Here is a 19274-nt window from a genome sequence, read left to right on the forward strand (position 1 = left end):
ACCCCCGGCCGGCGCTGCCCGCGGCCGCGGCGCGCAGGCTCGCGATCCTGCTGGCCGACCGCCCCGGGAGCGGGGGCGGCGGCCGGCGCGGCAGCTCCCCGGACCTCATCGAGCTGCTCCCGCAGTGGCTCGCGGCGGCCGGCGCCCACGGGTACGCGGCGCCCCCGCAGGCGCTGCCCGCGCTGCTGGACGCTGCCCGGGGCCGGACGGACCTGCGGCCGGCGGCGCTGGCGTTCGCCGGGCCCCGGGCGCTGTGGCTGGCCCGGCTGAACCCGGACTGGCGCTTCGCGCTGCGCTCGGCGCCGGGCGGCGGTGCGACCCTGCCCGACCCGGCGGACGGGGAAGCGGTGCGGCGGCTGTGGGAGGAGGGCCTGTTCGCCGAGCGGGTCGCGCTGCTGGCCGCGCTGCGCGCCCGTACGCCCGCGCCCGCCCGGGAGCTGCTGGCGTCGACCTGGACGACGGAGCGGGCCGAGGACCGGCTGATGTTCCTCGACTCGCTGCGCACGGGCCTGTCCCTGGAGGACGAGCCGTTCCTCGAACAGGCGCTCGGTGACCGCAGCCGCAATGTCAGGTCGACGGCGGCGGAGCTGCTGTCCACGCTGCCGGGGTCGGCGCTCGCCGCGCGGATGGCGGTCCGGGCGGCGGCATGTGTGGCCGTGGACCGGACGGGGAACTCGCCAACGGTCGTCGTGGAGGCGCCACCCGAGTGCGATCCGGGCATGGAGCGTGACGGTGTGGCGGCAAGGCCTCCCACGGGCAGAGGAGAACGGTCGTGGTGGCTGGGTCAGCTGGTGGAGGCGGCACCGCTCGGCATCTGGGCGAGCCGGCTCGGCGGGCGCACCCCGGAGCAGATCGTGGCGCTGCCGGTGGCGGACGACTGGCAGGCGGAGCTGCACGCGGCCTGGTGCCGGGCGGCGGTGCGCCAGCGCGACGCCGCGTGGTCGAGGGCGCTGCTCGGCACGCCGTCGGCCCCGGAGGCCGGCGGGCCGGGCGCGGTGTCGCTCGCGGAGCGGGCGAAGCTGCTGGGCGCGCTGGAGCCGGGGGAACGGGCCGTGTGGGTGGCCGGGTTCATCGCGACGCACGGCCTGTCGGAGGCGTTCCAGCTGCTCGGGGTGTGCGCGGTCCCGTGGGCCGCCCCGCTCGGCCGGTCCGTGGTGGACGCCCTGGACATCGCCCGGGACGCGGGCAGTTACCCCTGGAGTTTCAGCGGGGTGATGGGGCTCGCCGAGCGCTGCCTGGACCCGGCGGAGGCCACCCGCCTGGAGGGTCTGCTCGCGCTGCCCGACGAGCGGGAGAACGCGTCGCCGGGTGCCGGGGGGTACTGGGCCGAGGCGTTCCAGCGGCTCGTGGCCACGCTGCGCCTGCGGGCGGCGATGGCCGCGGAACTGCGGCCGGACGCGCCGAGTTGACGCGGGCTGCCCGGGCCACCGCTGCCGCCCGGGTCGCTCCGGAGGTGCCGCCGCTAGGCGGGCTGCCGGACGTTGCCCCGCACCCAGTCCACGATCTCGGTGGTGGTCGCGCCGGGGGTGAAGATCGCCGCGACGCCCTTCTCCTTCAGCGGCGGGATGTCCTCCTCCGGGATGATGCCGCCGCCGAAAACGAGGATGTCCGCGGCGTCGCGCTCCTTGAGGAGGTCGATGACGGCGGCGAACAGGGTGTTGTGGGCGCCGGAGAGGATGGACAGGCCGATCGCGTCGGCGTCCTCCTGGATGGCGGTGTCGACGATCTGCTCCGGCGTCTGGTGCAGGCCGGTGTAGATGACCTCCATACCACCGTCGCGCAGCGCCCGCGCGATGACCTTGGCCCCGCGATCGTGGCCGTCGAGCCCCGGCTTCGCCACCACCACGCGGATCGGACCGGCTGCCACACCCATCACTGCCTCCATCAAGCGACCACGGAAGCGACCACTTCCGCTCGTACCGACAAGTACCGCATATCTGGCACGTTCCGCCACCCGTCGGCAAGTGAACGAACGTTATCTCCAGCATCGCGCAACCGGCGGTTTTACGGTGCGGACAGAGGGGGAAATCACACGGTGGGACATGAGGGCACACGGGGGACCGAGCCGTCCCCCGGGTGCCGACAGGAGGTCGGCCAATGAAGGTCACCGGGGTACTTCCGCTCTTCCTCCCGTTCTACCGGCGCCTGTGGCCCGGCAGACTGGTCGACCTTTCCATGACGCTGTTCAAGGCGACCGCGCTGGAGGCCGCGATCCTGGCCGGCCACCTGCTGCTGTATCCGACCGGCCTGGTCCAGGAACGCCGCTGCGCCTCCCTGGCCGCCGGGGAGGGAACGACGCGGCTGCCCGCCCGCCCGGGCCCGCCGGTGGTGCTGCTGCACGGCTTCATCGACAACCGCTCCGTCTTCGTCCTGCTGCGCCGCAGCCTGGTCCGCAACGGCAGGCAGCGCGTCGAGTCGCTGAACTACTCCCCGCTGACCTGCGACATCCGGACCGCCGCCGAACTGCTCGGCCGGCATGTCGAGGAGATCTGCGAGCGCACGGGCAGTGAGCGCGTGGACGTCGTGGGCCACAGCCTCGGCGGGCTGATCGCGCGGTACTACGTACAGTGCCTCGGCGGTGACCTGAGGGTGCGCACGCTGGTCACGCTGGGCACCCCGCACTCCGGCACCCGGGCCGTGCCGCTGGCCAGCGCGCATCCGATCGTGCGGCAGATGCGTCCGGGCTCCGAGGTGATCGAGGAGCTGTCCCGGCCCGCGCCCGGCTGCCGCACCCGGTTCGTCAGCTTCTGGAGCGACCTGGACTCCGTGATGGACCCGCTGGAAGCGGCCTGCGTCGACCATCCCGACCTGGACGCGCTGAACGTGCGGGTGACCGGGATCGGGCACCTGGCCCTGCCGGTGCACCCCGCCGTCGCGGCCGGGATACGCGAGGCCCTGGAGGCCACGCAGGCCGAGGAGACGATCGCGGGCGGCCTGACGGTGGCCTGACGGTGACCACCTGACGGTACCCCGGGAGCGGCCCGGCCGGTCGCCCGGACGGGCGAACGGGTGGTTCGCAGGCCCTCGCGTCGGCCGGCACGGCCGACGCACGGGTGACCCACCGCCACTCGCCATCGAACGTATTTCGAACACAAAGCCAAACTCGCGTCCGCCGTCCCCCGAAACACGGGCGATTGCCCGTTTCCGGCCAACGCGAAACCAGCCGAAGATTGTCGCGCCCGCATACCGACGGGTACAGTCGCCGCACTGCTCTGGCAGCCCCTGTTGTCGAGGCGAAAGAGAAGTTGGTGAACGACCGTCACCCGTCGGGGAGTACGACCACCCCGGCCCCGGCTTCCGACGCCTCCGCCACGCACTACGCGCCGTACGGGACCCAGGAAGCCCGCTACGACGACTTCACCACGTACGCCGGCTACGACGCCACCGGTTTCACGGCCGGTTCCACCGGCACCGGAACCGTCGCAGGCGACCCGCTCTTCGGCAGCCTCCCGGGCGGTGAGCAGCACACCTACGCCGCCACCCAGTGGGGCACCGGCACCGGCCACACCCCGGGGTACGACCCGTACGCGGCCCAGCACCACACGGCCTACGACTCGGGCACGTACGACAGCACCGCCTGGACGGTTCCCGCCCAGGCCACCGGGCACGACGTCAGCGGCCAGTGGGACGCGAGCGCCTGGACGCAGGCCGAACAGCCGGGCCACGACGGCCTGTCCGCAGTCGCCGACCCCACCCAGCAGTGGGACTGGAACGCCCAGGCGTTCGACACGGGCGCCTACGACGCCACGCAGTGGAACTCCGACGGCACGGCCGTGGCGCACGAGCAGCTTGCCGAACCGTTCGACCAGCAGGCCACGGCCACGTTCGAGCAGGTCGGCGACGCCCAGGCGACCGCCGCCTTCGACCATGTGTCCTACGAGGACGCCGCCTACGGCGAGGCCGGCCACCTCGGCGAAGCCCGCGACACGGCCCTCGAGGGCGACGAGCCGGGCTCCACGGGCGAACTGCCCGTCGTGCGGGACCTGCTCGACGACCAGGAGGACACGACTCCGGCCCCGGCGTCCCGCGCGGGCTCGCGCAGTGCCGCACGCTCCCGGCGCCGTACGCCCCCCAAGCGCTCCGCGCTGCTGACCATCGCCGTGCCCTCGGCCTGTGTGATGGGGGTGGCCGGGATCGCGGCCGCCTCCGTCGGCGGTCTGACGGACGACGGCGGCAAGGACACCACCGCCTCCGCGCCGGACGCGCACGCGGTGAAGCCGTCCGTCGCCAACAGCAAGCTGGACGCCCAGCTCCGCACACTCTCCGCCGGGGCCGACGACTTCGCCGACCGGGCCAGCCGTACGCAGGACCGGATCGACCTCAAGGCGCAGCAGGAACTCCAGCAGAAGAAGGCGGCCGCCGAGGCCGCGCTCAAGGAGCGGCTGCGCCCCAAGTTCGCGCTGCCCGTCGCGCAGCGCGGGCTCAGCGCCTACTTCGGCCAGGCCGGTGTGAACTGGATGTCCGTGCACACGGGCATCGACTTCCCGGTCTCGTACGGCACCACCGTCATGTCCGCCGTCGACGGCGTCGTCTCCACGAAGTGGAACAGCGCCTACGGCAACATGATGATCGTGACGGCGAAGGACGGCACGGAGACCTGGTACTGCCACCTGTCCAGCTACCGCGTCGCCTCCGGTACGAGCGTCAAGGCCGGGGAGCCGATCGCCTTCTCGGGCAACTCGGGCAACTCCACCGGCCCGCACCTGCACTTCGAGGTCCGGCCCGCGGGCGGGGCGGCCATAGACCCCCTGCCGTGGCTGCGCAGCCACGGTCTCGACCCGACCTGACCCGGCCCGATCCGACCTGAGACGACCTGACCTTCGAGCCCCGCCGGACCGGCGGGGCTCAGGTGTCTACAGCTTCTCCACCGGCGCGTACCGCAGCAGCAGCCGCTTCGGCTTGCCGTCCCCGAAGTCGATCGTCGCCTGGGCCTTGTCCTCCACGCCCGAGACCGCGACGACCGTGCCGAGCCCGAACTGGTCGTGGGTGACCCGGTCGCCGACGGCGAGGGCCACGGCCGGCTTCTCGGAGGCCCGCCGGGTGGCGAACCCGGACGCGCCCGCCGCCGAGGAGCGGGAGCGGGACGAGGACAGCGAGGCCGCGATCCCGGAGACCGGCGCGGCGGCCCGCGGCGCGGGAGCGCCCGTCCGCTTCCACTCCAGGTGGGTGGTCGGGATCTCCTCCAGGAAGCGGGAGGGCGGGTTGTACGAGGGCTGTCCCCAGGCGCTGCGCATCGCCGAGCGCGTGAGGTAGAGCCGCTCACGGGCGCGCGTGATGCCGACGTAGGCCAGGCGCCGCTCCTCCTCCAGCTCCTTGGTCTGGCCGAGGGCGCGCATGTGCGGGAAGACGCCGTCCTCCATGCCGGTCAGGAAGACGACCGGGAACTCGAGCCCCTTGGCGGTGTGGAGGGTCATCAGGGTGATGACGCCGGCGCCGTCCTCCTCGTCCGGGATCTGGTCGGAGTCGGCGACCAGGGCGACCTGCTCCAGGAAGTCGGCGAGCGTGCCGGTCTCGCCCTCCCCGCGCTCCTGCTCGAACTCCAGGGCCACGGCGGCGAGTTCCTGGAGGTTCTCGATGCGGGTCTCGTCCTGCGGGTCGGTGGATGCCTGCAACTCGGCCAGGTAGCCGGTGCGTTCCAGTATCGCCTCCAGGACCGTGGCCGGTCCGGCGCCGGACTCCACGATCGTCCGGAGGTCTTCCATCAGCACGTTGAACCGCTTGACGGCGTTCGTCGACCGCGCGGCCATGCCGTACGCCTCGTCCACCCGCTTCAGCGCCTGCGGGAAGCTGATCTTCTCGCGCTGGGCGAGGGCGTCGACCATCGCCTCCGCGCGCTCGCCGATGCCCCGCTTGGGGACGTTGAGGATGCGGCGCAGCGGCACCGAGTCCTCGGGGTTGGCGAGGACGCGCAGGTAGGCCAGGACGTCCCGGACCTCCTTGCGCTCGTAGAAGCGCACGCCGCCGACGACCTTGTAGGGCAGGCCGACGCGAATGAAGACCTCTTCGAAGACACGGGACTGGGCGTTGGTGCGGTAGAAGACGGCGACGTCCCCGGCCTTCGCCTCGCCCGCGTCGGTGAGGCGGTCTATCTCGTCGGCGACGAACTGGGCCTCGTCGTGCTCGGTGTCCGCCACGTAGCCGGTGATCCGCGCGCCCTGGCCGGCGTTGGTCCACAGGTTCTTCGGACGGCGGGACTCGTTGCGCTCGATGACCGCGTTGGCCGCCGAGAGGATCGTCTGGGTGGAGCGGTAGTTCTGCTCCAGCAGGATCGTCGTGGCGTCCGGGTAGTCCTCTTCGAACTGGAGGATGTTGCGGATGGTCGCGCCGCGGAAGGCGTAGATCGACTGGTCCGCGTCACCGACCACGCAGAGCTCGGCGGGCGGCAGGTCGGCCTCGCTCGGCGGCACGTCCACCGGGTGCTCGGCGGTGCCGACGAGTTCGCGCACCAGGGCGTACTGGGCGTGGTTGGTGTCCTGGTACTCGTCGACCAGGACGTGCCGGAAGCGGCGGCGGTAGTGCTCGGCGACGTCCGGGAAGGCGCGCAGCAGGTTGACCGTCGTCATGATCAGGTCGTCGAAGTCGAGCGCGTTGGCCTCGCGCAGCCGCGACTGGTAGAGCGCATAGGCCTGCGCGAGGGTCTTCTCGAAGCCGTCGGTGGCCTGGGCGGCGAAGTCCTCCTCGTCGATCAGCTCGTTCTTGAGGTTGCTGACCTTGGCGCTGAAGGACTTGGGCGGGAACCGCTTGGGGTCGAGGTCGAGGTCCCGGCAGACCAGGGCCATCAGGCGCTTGCTGTCGGCGGCGTCGTAGATCGAGAAGGACGAGGTGAAGCCGAGCCTCTTCGACTCGCGCCGCAGGATCCGCACGCACGCGCTGTGGAAGGTCATGACCCACATCGCGTTCGCGCGCGGGCCGACGAGCTGCTCCACGCGCTCCTTCATCTCGCCCGCGGCCTTGTTGGTGAAGGTGATCGCGAGGATCTGGCCGGGGTGCACGTGCCGCTCGGCGAGCAGGTGGGCGATGCGGTGGGTGAGCACCCGGGTCTTGCCCGAGCCCGCGCCGGCGACGATGAGCAGCGGTGAGCCGGCGTGGACGACGGCCGCGCGCTGGTTCTCGTTCAGCCCGTCGAGGAGCGCGGCCGCGTCGAGCGCGGGGCGGGGGGCGCCGTCGCGGTAGTGGGCGTCACGGTCCGGCGGCACGTCGAACTTCCCGCCGAACAGATCGTCCGGAACGGGCTCCGGCGCGTGATCGTCCTCGGGCGGCGGCGGGTGCTCCTCCTCGTGCCCACGAGGGGCCTGGAGGTCCGCCAGGAAGCTGTCGTCAAAGAGGCTGCTCATCGCTCTACGAGTCTAGGGCGCCGCACCGACAACCGGTCCCCGCCCCGGAAACCCGGTCCGCGCGGGGGCCGCAACCGGACACGGCGCACCGCGGCCGGCCGCCGCGCCACGGACGCCGACATGGCCCTCACGCTGCGAGAGCGCCTTGTCACACCGGTGTGAAACAGGCGCCAGGTCACGGAAATGTATCGGACATAAGCCACACCAACCTTCACAGGAGTCACACGAGTTGGCTAGGTTGCCGTCAGGCCGCACGCACCCCTTCCGGCGAACGTCGCCGGGCGTCGCGGCCTCCGCCGAGTCCGGTGCGCCTTCGCGCGGCCGGAGCCGGGGACCCACCGATCCCGGGGTGAATCGGCCGACTCCCGCCCGGGACGACGCCGTAGGGCAACCCTTCCGAACCACCCGCCCGAACCCGACAGCTAACCCGGTAGGCGGCACGTTGGAAGGAGTCGCCACCCTTGGCGTCGCACCGCAAGCCGCGACCCGGCGGAAGTGGACCGGGTCTGCGCACCCCCGCTCTCGCCACCGCCGCGCTCACCTCCGTGGCCGTCCTGTCCCAGACGGCCGAGGCGGCCCCCGCCGACGACGGCGGGCCGAGCGTGGAGGAGATCGAGAAGAAGATCGACGAGTTCTACCGGCGGGCCGAGTCGCCGGCCGAGCCGTCCGTGGACACCCCGGAACGGACCGTACGGCAGCGGGGCCGGCTGGACTCCCTGCGCGGGAAGGTGGCGTTCGGCGACGGCCCGCAGGAGCCGGAGCACGACCGGCGTCCGCCGGACTACTTCGACCAGACCCGGCTGATGGACCGGCTGGCGTCGACGGTGAAGAAGCGGCAGGAGACCGCCAGGAGCACCGACGCGGGCGCCGAGGTTCCGGACGCCTCGGCGCACGCCCCCGCGCGCGCCCGAGCCGCCGTCCAGCCGCGGGAGACCGCCACGGCGGCCGTGTCGGCGTACGACCCGAAGACCGCCAAGGCCGCCGTCCAGCGCAAGCTCGCCGCCGCCCGGAAGCTGATGTCCCTGCTGACCGCCCCGGAGGACCCGGCCTCGGCTCCGGCCCCGAGTCCGGCCCTGAGTCCGCCCCCGCCCCCGTCTCCGGTCCCGTCCGCGGCCGGGCGGCACGGGCGGCACGGGCGGCGGGAGGCCGCGGCGCCGTCGTACCAGGCGTCGCCGGGCGTGCGGGCGACCAGGGCCGACCTGGCGATCGCCTTCGCCCGCGGCCAGATCGGCAAGCCGTACGTGAACGGGGCCAGCGGGCCCGGCTCCTACGACTGCGCCGGTCTCACCCGGGCCGCCTGGAAGGCCGCCGGTGTCACCCTGCCGCGCACCGCCCGCGCCCAGGCCGCCGTGGGCACGACGGTCCCGCTCGCCGACGCGCGCCCCGGTGACCTGGTCTTCTTCCACGATGACCTGAGCCATGTGGGTCTGTGCACGGGGGACGGGACGATGATCCACGCGCCGGGGCCCGGCGCGTACGTCCGCGAGGAGTCCCTCCGCCACGACGGCGACTCGGTCGTCCACAGCGTGGTCCGGCCCGCCTGACGCACCACCGCGCGTCCGGGACGTCCCGGACGCGCGGTCGTCCTCCTTTCCAGCCCCCCACGCGCGCGTGGCCTCCTCGTCCGGCCGGCGCGGCTCCCCGGCATCGGGATCACGCCGGGCATCTCAGGTCTGCGGATCAGGGCCCGGCGCTGAGCGTCACGTCCGCGGCGCGGTGGGGAAGGTCCCTCACGTCCACAGCACGGCGATGAAGATGTTCGCCGTGGTCAGCAGGCCGACCAGGCCGAAGACGCGCTTGTCCACCTTCTCCTCGTCGCGCTGCACGTAGACCAGCCCGAGGATGACGATCAGCAGGGCCAGCTTCACGCCGATCTTGATGGTGTCGACGTGGTGGCCGTCGGCCTCGTTGAGCCCGACCAGGGCCACACCGGTGACCAGCATGGTGAAGGCCCCGTGCAGCATCCCGGGGACGAAGCGGGCCGTGCCCCGGCCCATCGCCTTCATCTGGGTGAGGAAACCGCCGAGCAGCGCGGCGATGCCGATGATGTGCAGGCCGACGAGGAGATGGATGAGTACGTCCATGAGCCCGGAGCCTAATGAGGGGCCTCGGACCCGCCGTCACCGGGCCCGGGCGTGACATCGGACGGATCTTGCATATATGCGCCCCATAGCACCACAGCGCTTCCTGGTGTCCCGCATTCCGCGCATCGATCACCACGCTGCGTGAAGGTGTCGACTCCGGCACGGCAACACGGTCACTTACGGTCACGTTTCGATCCACCGACGCCAGTTCCGCACTCCGCGTTACCAAGCTGTCACAGGCGGGCCTAGCGTCCTCCCCCAGGTGACCGGCACCCCACCGCCGCCCGGGCCAGGGGCGGCCGCCGGTCGCCGCGCCGAGAAAGGCCCGGCGGTGGCCCGCTCCCCCTGTGCGGGCCATCGCCGGTCGCCTCGATCGCCCAGACGCAGCAGTCCCACGAAAGGTCGTGACGGTCCAGGTGGCAGCGCACCGCAAGCCCCGACAGCGCTCGCTCGGCGGCAGCACCGCCCGTACGGCCGTCACCCTCGCCCTCGCGGGCGCGGCCACCGCCACGGTGTTCGACGGCACCGGCAGCGCCGCCCCGGAGCCGACCGTGGCGCAGGTGAAGGCCAAGGTGGACAAGCTGTACCAGCAGGCGGAGGCCGCCACCGAGACCTACGACGGGGCCAGGGAGAAGGCCGGTGCGGCCCAGCGGCGGCTGAACTCGCTGCGGGACCAGACCGCGCGCAGGCAGCAGAAGCTCAACTCGGCCCGTGACGCGCTGGGAACCTTCGCCGCGGCGCAGTACCGCGAGGGCGGCATCGACCCCTCCTGGCAGCTCGCCCTCTCCAGCGACCCCGACCGGTACCTGGACGGCGCCGCGTTCGCCGAGCGGGCCGGCGAGCGGCGGGCCGGTGCGGTGGCCCGGGTGCGCGAGCAGCTGCGGGAGATCGAGCAGCTGCACGGAGCCGCCCGCGCCGAGCTGACCGCGCTGCGGTCGCGGCAGGCGGAGCTGCGGCGGCAGAAGCAGACCATCACCGGGAAGCTGGCGCAGGCGCGCCGGCTGCTGGCGCGGCTCACTCCGCGGGAGCGGGCGCAGGTCACCGGGGACAGCGGCGCGCCGGGGCACGCCACCCGGTCCGCCCCGGACGCCCGGCAGCCGCTGGACGAGCCGGGACCGCCCTCCTCCGCCCCGGACTCCCGCGCCGCGGCGGCCGTCGCCTACGCCTACCAGAAGCTCGGCAGCCCGTACGTGTGGGGCGCGACCGGCCCGGACGCCTTCGACTGCTCGGGCCTGGCCCTGGCCGCCTACCGTTCGGCCGGGGTCTCGCTCCCCCGCACCACCTACGCGCAGATCAACGCCGGCCGACGCGTCTCCCGGTCCGAACTGCGGCCGGGCGACCTGGTGTTCTTCTACTCCGGCATCAGCCACGTCGGCATCTACGTCGGCAACGGGCAGATGATCCACGCGCCCAACCCCTCGGCGCCGGTCCGCCTGGCCCCCATCGACCAGATGCCGTTCGCCGGGGCGGCCCGGGTGGCCTGAGGCCGGCCGGGCCGGGGGTCAGACCAGGCGGCGGGCGGTGGCCCAGCGGGTCAGCTCGTGCCGGTTGGACAGCTGGAGCTTGCGCAGGACCGCCGAGACGTGGGACTCGACCGTCTTCACCGAGATGAACAGCTGCTTGGCGATCTCCTTGTACGCGTAACCGCGGGCGATCAGGCGCAGCACCTCCCGTTCGCGCTGGGTGAGGCGGTCCAGGTCCTCGTCGACCGGCGGGGCGTCGGTGGAGGCGAAGGCGTCCAGGACGAACCCGGCCAGGCGCGGCGAGAAGACGGCGTCGCCCTCCTGCACCCGGAAGATCGAGTCGATCAGGTCGGTGCCCGTGATGGTCTTGGTGACGTAGCCGCGGGCGCCGCCGCGGATCACCCCGATCACGTCCTCGGCGGCGTCCGACACGGACAGCGCGAGGAAGCGGACGGGCGCCTCGGCGGCCGACATCAACGCCGCGCACCGGCGCAGCACTTCGACCCCGCCGCCGCCCGGGAGGTGGACGTCGAGGAGGACCACCTCGGGCCGGGTCGCCGTGATGACGGTGACCGCCTGGTCGACGTCCGCGGCCTCGCCGACCACCTCCACACCGGTCTGGGCGGTCTGGCCGATCTCGGCCTGGACGCCGGTGCGGAACATCCGGTGGTCGTCCACGAGCACCACGCGCACGTGCCGCTCCCCCGGGCCGGTCCCGGGCCGCTCCGCCGCCCCCGCCGTACCGTTCGCCTCGGTCGCGTCGCTCATGACGTCCTCTCCGCCCTCTCCATCTCCAGCTCGACCTCCGTGCCGCCGCCCGGCACCGCCCGCAGCCGGGCCGTGCCGCCGTTGCGTTCCATACGGCCGATGATCGATTCTCTGACGCCCATGCGGTCGGCGGGTATCGAGTCGAGATCGAAGCCCGGGCCGCGGTCGCGGACGGACACGAAGACCGTCTTCCCCTCGACCTCGGCGTAGACCTGCACGGCGCCGCCCTCGCCACCGTACTTGGCGGCGTTCACCATCGCCTCGCGCGCGGCCTGCATCTGCGCGGCGGTCCTCTCGTCGAGCGGGCAGTCGCCGACCACGACCACCTCGATGGGCACGCCGTGCTTGTCCTCGACCTCGGCCGCGTTGCGCCGCACCGCCTCGGCGACCGTGTCCGGCTCGTCGGCCTCGTCCTTGCCGGTGCCCTCCGGCTTGTACAGCCAGGTGCGCAGGTCCCGCTCCTGGGCACGGGCCAGGCGGCGCACCTCGCCCGCGTTGTCGGCGTTGCGCTGGATCAGGGTGAGGGTGTGCAGCACGGAGTCGTGGACGTGGGCGGCGACCTCGGCGCGCTCCTGGGCGCGGATGCGCATCAGGCGTTCCTCGGACAGGTCCTGGGTCATGCGGACGAGATAGGGGCCGGCGAGCAGTGTGATGCCGACCAGGACGGCGAGCGCGGCCTGGAGGACCGCGCCGAGGTGGGCGGCCGAACCCTGCATGACGAAGATGGCCGAGACACCGGCGGTGACCAGCAGGACGCCGACGCCCGCGCGCAGCAGGGTGAGGGTGCGCCGCCGGCTGCCCACCTCGACCCAGCGGGCCCGGCGGGCGTTGTCCGCCTGGCGCCAGACGAGGGCGACACCGGCCGCGACCAGGACGGCGGGCAGCAGGTACGCCTTGGCGCCGCCGGTCAGGTTGACGCTGCCCACGAAGACCATGGACACGATGACCATGAGGAGCAGCGCGACGATCTGGCCCTTGTCGGGCTTGCGGGCGACCAGTCTTCGGCGGCCGTCCGGCGAGGTCTCGGTGCCGACCAGGGACTGCGGCCGCTGGTCGCCGACGCCGCCGACGCCGAGCGGCACGAAGAACCAGAACGCGGCGTACAGCAGCGCTCCGAGCCCGTCGGCCATGAACAGGCCGACGAAGGCGAGCCGGACCCAGATCACGGGCAGCCCGAGATGGCCCGCGAGTCCCCGTGCCACTCCGCCGAGCCAGCGGCCGTCGCTGCTGCGGTAGAGCTTGCGCGGGGGCCGCGGGTCGTCGAGTGGCAGGCTTGCGGCTTCCGGCATGCCAACGATGGTCACACGGGCAGGTGTACGGAGCATCAGGGTCGGCCCCCTAGACGCCCCTGATCTTCGGGCGAGGCACCGCAACCGGCCCGGGAGCGTCACCGGAACGCCCGGAGCCGTGCCCCGAACACCTCCCCGGGCCGCCTCGGGGCGGATCTCAGGGTTCGCCCAGGGTCATCCCGGCTCCCGCCGCGGCGGACGGCCCGTCACCATGGACGCATGACGGATCACGAGCACGCCGCGACGGGTCCGGGACCCGGCACCGGCCCGCGCCCGGCCCCGGGCACCGGGGCGACGGATGCCGAGCCCGCCGCGACGGGACGCGGGCGACGGACGGAGGGGACCGAAAGCAGGGAAAGGACCGAGACGACCGAGGGGACCGGGGGCACGGGGCCCACGCCGGCGCAGGGCGCCGACGGACCGCTCCACCGCTTCCGGCGCGACCGTGCGCACAAGACGATCGCGGGCGTGTGCGCCGGACTCGGGCGCCGGACCGACATGGACCCGGTGATCTTCCGCATCACCCTGGCCGTGCTGGCCGCGACCGGCGGCATCGGCCTGATCTTCTACGGCTTCGCCTGGCTCCTCGTGCCGTTCGACGAGGAGGAGAACGAGGTACGCAAGCTGCTGACCGGGCGGGTCGACGGCCAGGCGCTGGCCGCCGTGCTGTTCGCCCTGGTCGGCTGCGGGATCTTCCTGACCATGCTGAAGAACGGCGGGGTGCTGACCTTCGCTGTGGTGCTCTCCCTGCTGCTGGCCGGCGCCGGCTACTGGTCCCGGCGGCGGGACGCGGCCGACCCCGACCCGCTCGCCGCCCAGGCCGCCGCCGACGCCCCGCCGGAGGCCCAGGCACCGCCGGTCGCCACCGCCTACCCGTCCTGGTGGCGGGACCCGATCGTCAAGGACGGCACGCACATCGGCGGCACCGGCTATCTGTGGGGCCCGCCCGAGGCCCGTGCCCACGACCCCGCCTCGGCGGTCGACGTCGGCGTCGCCACGCCCTGGACCCACCACGGCTCCGTGCAGCCACCGCGCACCGCGCCCGTGGCACCGCGCGAACCGCGCTGGATCGGCGGCTGGGTCTTCCTGCTCGCCCTGCTGGCCGGGGGGCTCGGCACCGGCCTGACCTGGGACACGCACCCGCTGGGCACCAGTCTGCAGACCGGCCTGGCCTGTGCGCTCGCGGTCTTCGGCCTGGGCATCGCGCTCAGCGCCTTCCTCGGGCGGACGGGGGCGGGATCGGTGTTCCTGGCGCTCGTCACGGCGGCGCTGCTCGCGGGGGTCACGGCCCTGCCGGGGGACATCACGACCCACTGGCACCGGACGTCGTGGCGGCCGGCCACGGTCGCGGACGTGCGCCCCGCCTACGACCTCGGCACCGGCGAGGCCACCCTGGACCTGTCCGGCCTGCGGCCGGCGAAGGGACAGAGGGTCAGCACGGACGCCCACGTGGGCGCGGGACAGCTGAAGGTGATCGTGCCCGCGGACACGGTCGTGCGGATGAACATCGACGTGGGGGTGGGCGACATCCGCCTGCCCGGTGACGACAGGAAGGACGTGGACGTGCGGCCGGGCAGACACACCGAGACGACCCTGAGCCCGGTCAGGGGCGACGGCAAGGACGCGGGCACGCTGGACCTGGACCTCCAGGTCGCCGTCGGGAACGTGGCGGTGACCCGTGCTGCGTCATGAGTTCCGGCCCGGCAGGCTGGTCGTCGGTCTCTCCCTCACCGCCGCCGGCGCGGTCTTCGCCGGTGACGCGGCGGGGTGGTGGCAGACCCCGTGGTTCGTCATGATCCCGCTCGTCGTGGGCGGCTTGCTCCTGGGCGGCGTCACCTCGGCCGTGGCCCGGGGCATGCGCAGCCGGCGCGGGAGCGAGGGTCAGTAGCGCCGGCTGCGTTGTCGCCGCGCGCGCAGGAGCGCGTCCACCGAGAGGTAGGGCGCCCCGGCGAGGACCAGGGGCAGCCAGGCCATCAGGAAGGCGAGGTCGTTGCCGTAGTAGTAGGGCGTCGTGGCCCAGCTGACGGTGAGCCACAGGCTGAGGGAGATCAGCGCTCCGCCGAGGGCGGCCAGGCGGCCGAACAGCCCGAGCAGGGTGCCGAGGCCCACGGCCAGCTCGCCGAGGGCGATGGCGTAGCCGAAGCCGACCGGGTTCTTGAGGGCCAGGTCGATCAGGGCGGGGACGGCGGATGCGGCGCGGGCCGAACGCATGGTGTCGCCGATCGAGCCGGCGCCGCCGGCTTTCAGGAAGGCGCTGTCGGTGAGCTTGTTCAGGCCCGCGTAGACGAAGGTGACCCCGAGGAAGACACGGAGCGGAAGGAGGGCGTATCGGGTGGCGGTGTCGCGCAGACCGCCACCGCCGTTCAGGTGTGCCGTCTGCGTGTCCGTCCGAATGCCGTGAGTCATCGCTGCAGCCGCCTCTCGCCCGCCGTGCGGAGCCCTTGTCCGACGATACGTACGGCGGGCGCGCGGGGTTCAATCCTCCCGCACTTCCTTTTCCCGATATCGGGCCCACTCGGAGACCGCCGTCGCGACTCCCCCGCCGCACGGCCGTCCGGCAGCCCGGCCGTCCCTCAGTCGGTGACCTCGACGACGCACCGGTTGGTCGCCACCCCGGCCGCTGTCACCACCTGCACCTCCACCGAACCGGGCTCGACCTCGACCGGTACCGGCACGGTCAGGACGGTGTCCGAGGGGTTGCGGAAGCCACCGGCGACGGGGACCAGCGGGACGTGCACGTCGACCGCGCCGATGCGCACGACCATCCGGGAGAGCCGGTCGGCGCTCCGGGCGCCGGGCGGGACGAAACCGGCGCCGCGGATCTCGATGTCGTCGCCGGTGCGGATCGGCCCGTCCAGGTCGCCGGGCTCGCGGGCCCGGACCACGGAGAGGATCACGGGACGGCCGCCCTCGGCGTACTTCCCGGCCAGATAGGTCGCGGCCGAGATCAGCACGACGACCGCGAGCCCCCAGGGCAGGTCGGGCAGCCGGTCGGGGCGGCGGGCCAGCCGTACGGCGGCGAACAGCACGGCGACGGCGCTGATGACGACGTACTGGAGATCGGCGAAGGCGCCCCGGCCGGAGTCGTCGGTCAGCAGGTCGGCGGCGCGCGGCCGGTGGGCCGGCACCTTCTGCAGCCGCAACCCGAGGATGCGCAGGCCCACCACCCTGCGGACCAGCACGGCGATGCCGCACACCACGGCGAGGACGGTCACCACGCCAGCCCCGCGCGCCAGGTCGAGCCCGGCGAGCAGCGCGTCGCGCTCGGCGGGGTCGGAGGCGACGGCCAGCCGGCCGGCCAGCAGCAGGACCGCGTAGGCGACGAGCAGGACCCAGGCCGCCGCCACCGCGCGCGAGGTGGACATCCGGTTGTCCTCACCGATCACCGGGGCCAGCGCCCCGCCGCGCGCCCGGTGGAACCAGGAGGCGGCGGTCAGCGCTCCCGCGACGACGAGCGCGGCGAGCAGGGCGGCGGTACGGGCGCCGGTCCAGCCCGTCCCGACCGCGGTGAGCGACTCGGCGAGCAGCAGGGCGAGCACCGCGCCCCAGACCGTGCAGGCCGTGCGCAGCCACAGCCGGGACAGCCACGCGTCACCCTCCGCCCGGCCCCGTTCCGCGACCGCCTCCGCCCGCTGGGTCAGTTCCTCGGAGACCCACTGGCGGGAGGCGGACGCCGAGTGCGCCACGGCCGTCGGCAGGCCCTGCCCGGCCGCGAACTCGTCCCGTGCGCGCAGGAACGCGGCGACGGCCCGCCGATGCCCCTCCCGGGCCCCGTGCGGGCAGTCGCCGCAGGTGCAGCCGCCCCCGTGGGCTCCGTCGGCAGCCGTCGCCGCGCCCTGTCTCGCCTCCTGCACCGCCACGCCCGACGCCCGCCTTCCCCATGACCCGAGACACGGCCGGAGGCCCGTACGCGGGCCGCTCCGCCGCCGTGCAACTCCCCTGTGCCGACAGCGAATTGTGCCCTACCCGAAGCGGCCGGGGGCCGCCGGGCGCGGTCACGGCGGGTGAAGTCGGGGCCCGCGTGTTGACCCGGCTGCGAGAATCGGCGTATGGCCGAGATCATCCAGCGGGACGGCACCTGGGCGTTCGACGGCAGCACGATCCGGATCACCCCCGGTCTCCACCGTTCCGTGCCGCTGTTCCGGCAGACGTACGGGGAGATCGCCGTACCGCTGGCGGCCGTGTCCGGTGTCGTCTTCGAACCCGAGCGCAGGCGGGGCCGGCTGCGGATGCGGCTGCGCGAGGGCGCCGACCCGCTGCTCCAGGCCACGGGCGGCCGGCTGCCGGAGACCGCCGATCCCTACCGGCTGGCGGTGGACGCGGACCGGGGCGGGGTCGCCGAGTTCGTCGCCGAGGAGATCCGGCACGCGCTGCTGCTCGACCAGGTGCCCGGGGAGCCGGCCCCGGCCTATCTGCTGCCGGGGCCGCCGGTGCCGGTCTCGGTGCGGTCCTCCGACGGCACCGTCTCCTTCGACGGCACCCAGGTGCGCATCGACTGGGCCGACAGCTCCGACCGGGTCAAGCGCGCGACCGGCCCGCGGATCATCGGCCTGGGCGACCTGGTCCAGGTGGAGTGGCTGCCCAACTGCGGGTTCGAGGACGGCTTCCTGCGGTTCGTCACCCGGGAGACGGCGTTCTCCAAGCTGCCGCCCGAGCGGGACCCCTACACGCTCGACCTGTGGGGCAGCCCGCGCCGCGACATGCTGACCGCGCTGGTCGCGGCGGCCGTCACCGCCCGGCTGCCGCACCCCTCCTCCCGCGCCGGCGGCGGGTACCCGGACGGGGAGGAGCCGTCCCCCGTGCCGGGACGGGCGGCCGACCACCACGACGTCCTGCTGCGCCGGCTGCGGGAGCTGGGCGAGCTGCACCGCGCCGGGGTGCTCACGGACGAGGAGTTCGCGGTGACCAAGGCGGCGGTGCTCCGGGGGTTCAGCTGAGCAGGTCGGGTTCGCGGCGGCTGATGTCCCGCCACAGCGGCTGGTAGTTGATCCAGGCCACCAGGTCGCCGCCGAGCTGCTCGCGGGTGGCGACGGCCAGCCTGTGGTCGATGAGGACCGGCCGGCCGGCCGCCTTCGCCATCAGCTGTACCTGGCAGGACCGCTCCATCGACAGGAACCACCAGGCCGCCGCGTCCACCGAGTCCCCGACGGTCAGCAGCCCGTGGTTGCGCAGCACGAGGGCCTTGCGGGAGCCGAGCGCGGAGGCGATGCGGCGGCCCTCCTCGGCGTCGACGGCGACGCCGGTGTAGGCGTCGTAGAGCGCCACGTCCTCGTAGAAGGCACAGCTCTCCTGGGTGATGGGGTCGATGAGGTCGCCGAGCGCGGCGACGGCGCGGCCGTGCACCGAGTGGCAGTGCGCGACGGCGACGACGTCCGGGCGGGCGGCGTGCACCTGGGCGTGCACGGTGAACGCGGCCTGGTTGACGTGGTAGCGGCCCTCGACCACCTGCCCGTCCCGGTTGGCCAGGACGAGGTCGCCGACGGTGACGTGCCGGAAGGGCATCCCGAACGGGTTGACCCAGAAGCAGTCGGTGAACTCGGGGTCGCGTGCGGTGATGTGCCCGGACACTCCGTCCTCGAAGCCCGCGCGGCCGAAGATCCGCAGGGCGCCCGCCAGCCGCTCCTTGCGGTGCCGGCGTTCGTCCTCGACCGACTCGTGCATCGGCGGCATGGCGAACTGGAGCTGGTCGGTGGGCAGCGGCAGGGGCGGCGTCGGCCCGTGCATAGGTCCTCCAGCGTGGGGGTTTGCGGTACGGGCCGGAAGTTACCGCCGGTCAGCGCAAAAGTGCAGTGCTGGGGGGTAACGATGACATCCGCGACGGATACCCGACAGAAGATGTCGGGATTGACCGTGAGGCTGGCAGGTATGAACTGGGCAGCCTTCACCACCGCCGCACCCGATCTGGCGGCGCTCGCCGAGGAGCGCTTCGGCGCGTACCGGCACCACGTCCTCGCCACCCTGCGCAGGGACGGTTCGCCGCGCACGAGCGGCCTGGAGGTCCGCTTCCTGCGCGGAGAGCTGTGGCTCGGCATGATGCCGGGCTCCCGCAAGGCGCTCGACCTGCTGCGCGATCCGCGCTTCGCGCTCCAGGCCAACCCGGGCGCCGACGTGGACGGCGGCGACGTCCGGATCGGCGGCCGGGCGTTCGAGGTCGTCGACGCGGCGCTCAAGCGGGCGTACGTCGAAGAGGTGGAACCGCCGCAGCCGTTCCACCTCTTCCGCACCGAGCTGACGGAGGTCGTACGGACCTACGTCGAGGACGAGACGTACCTGGTCACCCAGGTGTGGAGGCCCGGAGAGCCGGTGCGTGCCCTCAGGCGGACCTGACCTTCAGCG

At 73.5% G+C, this 19274-nt stretch carries 17 protein-coding genes and 1 riboswitch; of the genes, 9 read left to right on the forward strand and 8 right to left on the reverse strand.

Annotated elements, in window-relative coordinates; all coding sequences use genetic code 11:
• A partial coding sequence (locus PV343_RS32380; protein WP_319150610.1) for a DUF5691 domain-containing protein occupies positions 1-1409 on the forward strand: 1409 nt, incomplete at its 5' end.
• Positions 1410-1462: 53 nt separating this feature from the next.
• Here PV343_RS32380 and PV343_RS32385 read toward each other — a convergent pair.
• Positions 1463-1873 carry a cobalamin B12-binding domain-containing protein gene (locus PV343_RS32385; protein WP_020941751.1) on the reverse strand — a complete coding sequence of 137 codons (411 nt, stop codon included), beginning with the start codon at positions 1871-1873 and terminating at the stop codon, positions 1463-1465.
• A 224-nt stretch (positions 1874-2097) separates the two neighbouring features.
• Between PV343_RS32385 and PV343_RS32390 the strand changes: the two genes are divergently transcribed.
• Together PV343_RS32390 and PV343_RS32395 are read left to right on the forward strand one after the other, a co-directional pair.
• On the forward strand, positions 2098-2949 hold the full coding sequence (locus PV343_RS32390; protein ID WP_319150611.1) for an esterase/lipase family protein: 852 nt from the start codon (positions 2098-2100) through the stop codon (positions 2947-2949).
• A 299-nt stretch (positions 2950-3248) separates the two neighbouring features.
• A complete protein-coding gene (locus tag PV343_RS32395) occupies positions 3249-4787 on the forward strand; it encodes a M23 family metallopeptidase (RefSeq protein ID WP_319150612.1) in 1539 nt (512 codons plus the stop codon).
• A gap of 66 nt (positions 4788-4853) precedes the next feature.
• On the opposite strand, the gene pcrA is transcribed toward PV343_RS32395, so the two are convergent.
• Entirely contained in the window at positions 4854-7334 is a 2481-nt protein-coding gene (gene pcrA, locus PV343_RS32400; RefSeq protein ID WP_319150613.1) for a DNA helicase PcrA, read from the reverse strand.
• Positions 7335-7618: 284 nt separating this feature from the next.
• Positions 7619-7788, forward strand: a riboswitch (cyclic di-AMP (ydaO/yuaA leader).
• Between the two features lie 7 nt (positions 7789-7795).
• Here pcrA and PV343_RS32405 point away from each other — a divergent pair.
• A complete protein-coding gene (locus PV343_RS32405; protein WP_319150615.1) occupies positions 7796-8878 on the forward strand; it encodes a C40 family peptidase in 1083 nt (360 codons plus the stop codon).
• A gap of 186 nt (positions 8879-9064) precedes the next feature.
• Here the strand turns inward: PV343_RS32405 and PV343_RS32410 are convergent, their stop codons facing one another.
• On the reverse strand, positions 9065-9418 hold the full coding sequence (locus PV343_RS32410; RefSeq protein WP_319150616.1) for a hypothetical protein: 354 nt from the start codon (positions 9416-9418) through the stop codon (positions 9065-9067).
• 416 nt (positions 9419-9834) lie between these two features.
• On the opposite strand from PV343_RS32410, the gene PV343_RS32415 reads away from it, so the two are divergent.
• Positions 9835-10902, forward strand: a complete 1068-nt coding sequence (locus tag PV343_RS32415; RefSeq protein ID WP_319150670.1) for a C40 family peptidase — start codon at positions 9835-9837, stop codon at positions 10900-10902.
• An 18-nt stretch (positions 10903-10920) separates the two neighbouring features.
• Here the strand turns inward: PV343_RS32415 and PV343_RS32420 are convergent, their stop codons facing one another.
• Both PV343_RS32420 and PV343_RS32425 read right to left on the reverse strand, forming a co-directional pair.
• Positions 10921-11649 carry a response regulator transcription factor gene (locus tag PV343_RS32420; RefSeq protein WP_319150617.1) on the reverse strand — a complete coding sequence of 243 codons (729 nt, stop codon included), beginning with the start codon at positions 11647-11649 and terminating at the stop codon, positions 10921-10923.
• Complete coding sequence (locus tag PV343_RS32425; RefSeq protein ID WP_319150618.1) at positions 11646-12938, reverse strand: PspC domain-containing protein; 1293 nt, start codon at positions 12936-12938, stop codon at positions 11646-11648. Before PV343_RS32425 ends, PV343_RS32420 begins: the two co-directional genes overlap by 4 nt.
• 219 nt (positions 12939-13157) lie before the next feature.
• Between PV343_RS32425 and PV343_RS32430 the strand changes: the two genes are divergently transcribed.
• A complete protein-coding gene (locus PV343_RS32430) occupies positions 13158-14630 on the forward strand; it encodes a PspC domain-containing protein (RefSeq protein WP_319150619.1) in 1473 nt (490 codons plus the stop codon).
• Entirely contained in the window at positions 14617-14826 is a 210-nt protein-coding gene (locus tag PV343_RS32435) for a hypothetical protein (protein ID WP_319150620.1), read from the forward strand. The genes PV343_RS32430 and PV343_RS32435 overlap by 14 nt, the downstream gene beginning before the upstream one ends.
• On the opposite strand, the gene PV343_RS32440 is transcribed toward PV343_RS32435, so the two are convergent.
• Both PV343_RS32440 and PV343_RS32445 read right to left on the reverse strand, forming a co-directional pair.
• The gene (locus PV343_RS32440; protein ID WP_319150621.1) at positions 14820-15344 is read right to left on the reverse strand and encodes a TQO small subunit DoxD; all 525 of its coding nucleotides are present in this window, start codon (positions 15342-15344) and stop codon (positions 14820-14822) included. The genes PV343_RS32435 and PV343_RS32440 overlap by 7 nt on opposite strands.
• 167 nt (positions 15345-15511) lie before the next feature.
• The gene (locus PV343_RS32445) at positions 15512-16798 is read right to left on the reverse strand and encodes a hypothetical protein (protein WP_319150622.1); all 1287 of its coding nucleotides are present in this window, start codon (positions 16796-16798) and stop codon (positions 15512-15514) included.
• A gap of 189 nt (positions 16799-16987) precedes the next feature.
• Here PV343_RS32445 and PV343_RS32450 point away from each other — a divergent pair, with 189 nt between their 5' ends.
• Entirely contained in the window at positions 16988-17875 is an 888-nt protein-coding gene (locus PV343_RS32450; RefSeq protein WP_319150623.1) for a DUF4429 domain-containing protein, read from the forward strand.
• Here the strand turns inward: PV343_RS32450 and PV343_RS32455 are convergent.
• Positions 17868-18662, reverse strand: a complete 795-nt coding sequence (locus tag PV343_RS32455; RefSeq protein ID WP_020941737.1) for a class II aldolase/adducin family protein — start codon at positions 18660-18662, stop codon at positions 17868-17870. The two genes, PV343_RS32450 and PV343_RS32455, sit on opposite strands and share 8 nt — an antisense overlap.
• Before the next feature lie 141 nt (positions 18663-18803).
• Here PV343_RS32455 and PV343_RS32460 point away from each other — a divergent pair, with 141 nt between their 5' ends.
• On the forward strand, positions 18804-19265 hold the full coding sequence (locus PV343_RS32460) for a pyridoxamine 5'-phosphate oxidase family protein (RefSeq protein WP_319150624.1): 462 nt from the start codon (positions 18804-18806) through the stop codon (positions 19263-19265).
• Positions 19266-19274 lie beyond the last annotated feature (9 nt).

This window comes from Streptomyces sp. WI03-4A, assembly GCF_033792105.1.
In the GTDB taxonomy this organism is placed as follows: Bacteria; Actinomycetota; Actinomycetes; order Streptomycetales; family Streptomycetaceae; genus Streptomyces; species Streptomyces collinus_A.

Coding starts and splice junctions, on each gene's coding strand:
- PV343_RS32385 (WP_020941751.1), bottom strand. CDS start 1,873: ATGGGTGTGGCAGCCGGTCCGATCCGCGTGGTGGTGGCGAAGCCGGGG.
- PV343_RS32390 (WP_319150611.1), top strand. CDS start 2,098: ATGAAGGTCACCGGGGTACTTCCGCTCTTCCTCCCGTTCTACCGGCGC.
- pcrA (WP_319150613.1), bottom strand. CDS start 7,334: ATGAGCAGCCTCTTTGACGACAGCTTCCTGGCGGACCTCCAGGCCCCT.
- PV343_RS32410 (WP_319150616.1), bottom strand. CDS start 9,418: ATGGACGTACTCATCCATCTCCTCGTCGGCCTGCACATCATCGGCATC.
- PV343_RS32420 (WP_319150617.1), bottom strand. CDS start 11,649: ATGAGCGACGCGACCGAGGCGAACGGTACGGCGGGGGCGGCGGAGCGG.
- PV343_RS32425 (WP_319150618.1), bottom strand. CDS start 12,938: ATGCCGGAAGCCGCAAGCCTGCCACTCGACGACCCGCGGCCCCCGCGC.
- PV343_RS32430 (WP_319150619.1), top strand. CDS start 13,158: ATGACGGATCACGAGCACGCCGCGACGGGTCCGGGACCCGGCACCGGC.
- PV343_RS32440 (WP_319150621.1), bottom strand. CDS start 15,344: ATGACTCACGGCATTCGGACGGACACGCAGACGGCACACCTGAACGGC.
- PV343_RS32450 (WP_319150623.1), top strand. CDS start 16,988: ATGGCCGAGATCATCCAGCGGGACGGCACCTGGGCGTTCGACGGCAGC.
- PV343_RS32455 (WP_020941737.1), bottom strand. CDS start 18,662: ATGCACGGGCCGACGCCGCCCCTGCCGCTGCCCACCGACCAGCTCCAG.
- PV343_RS32460 (WP_319150624.1), top strand. CDS start 18,804: ATGAACTGGGCAGCCTTCACCACCGCCGCACCCGATCTGGCGGCGCTC.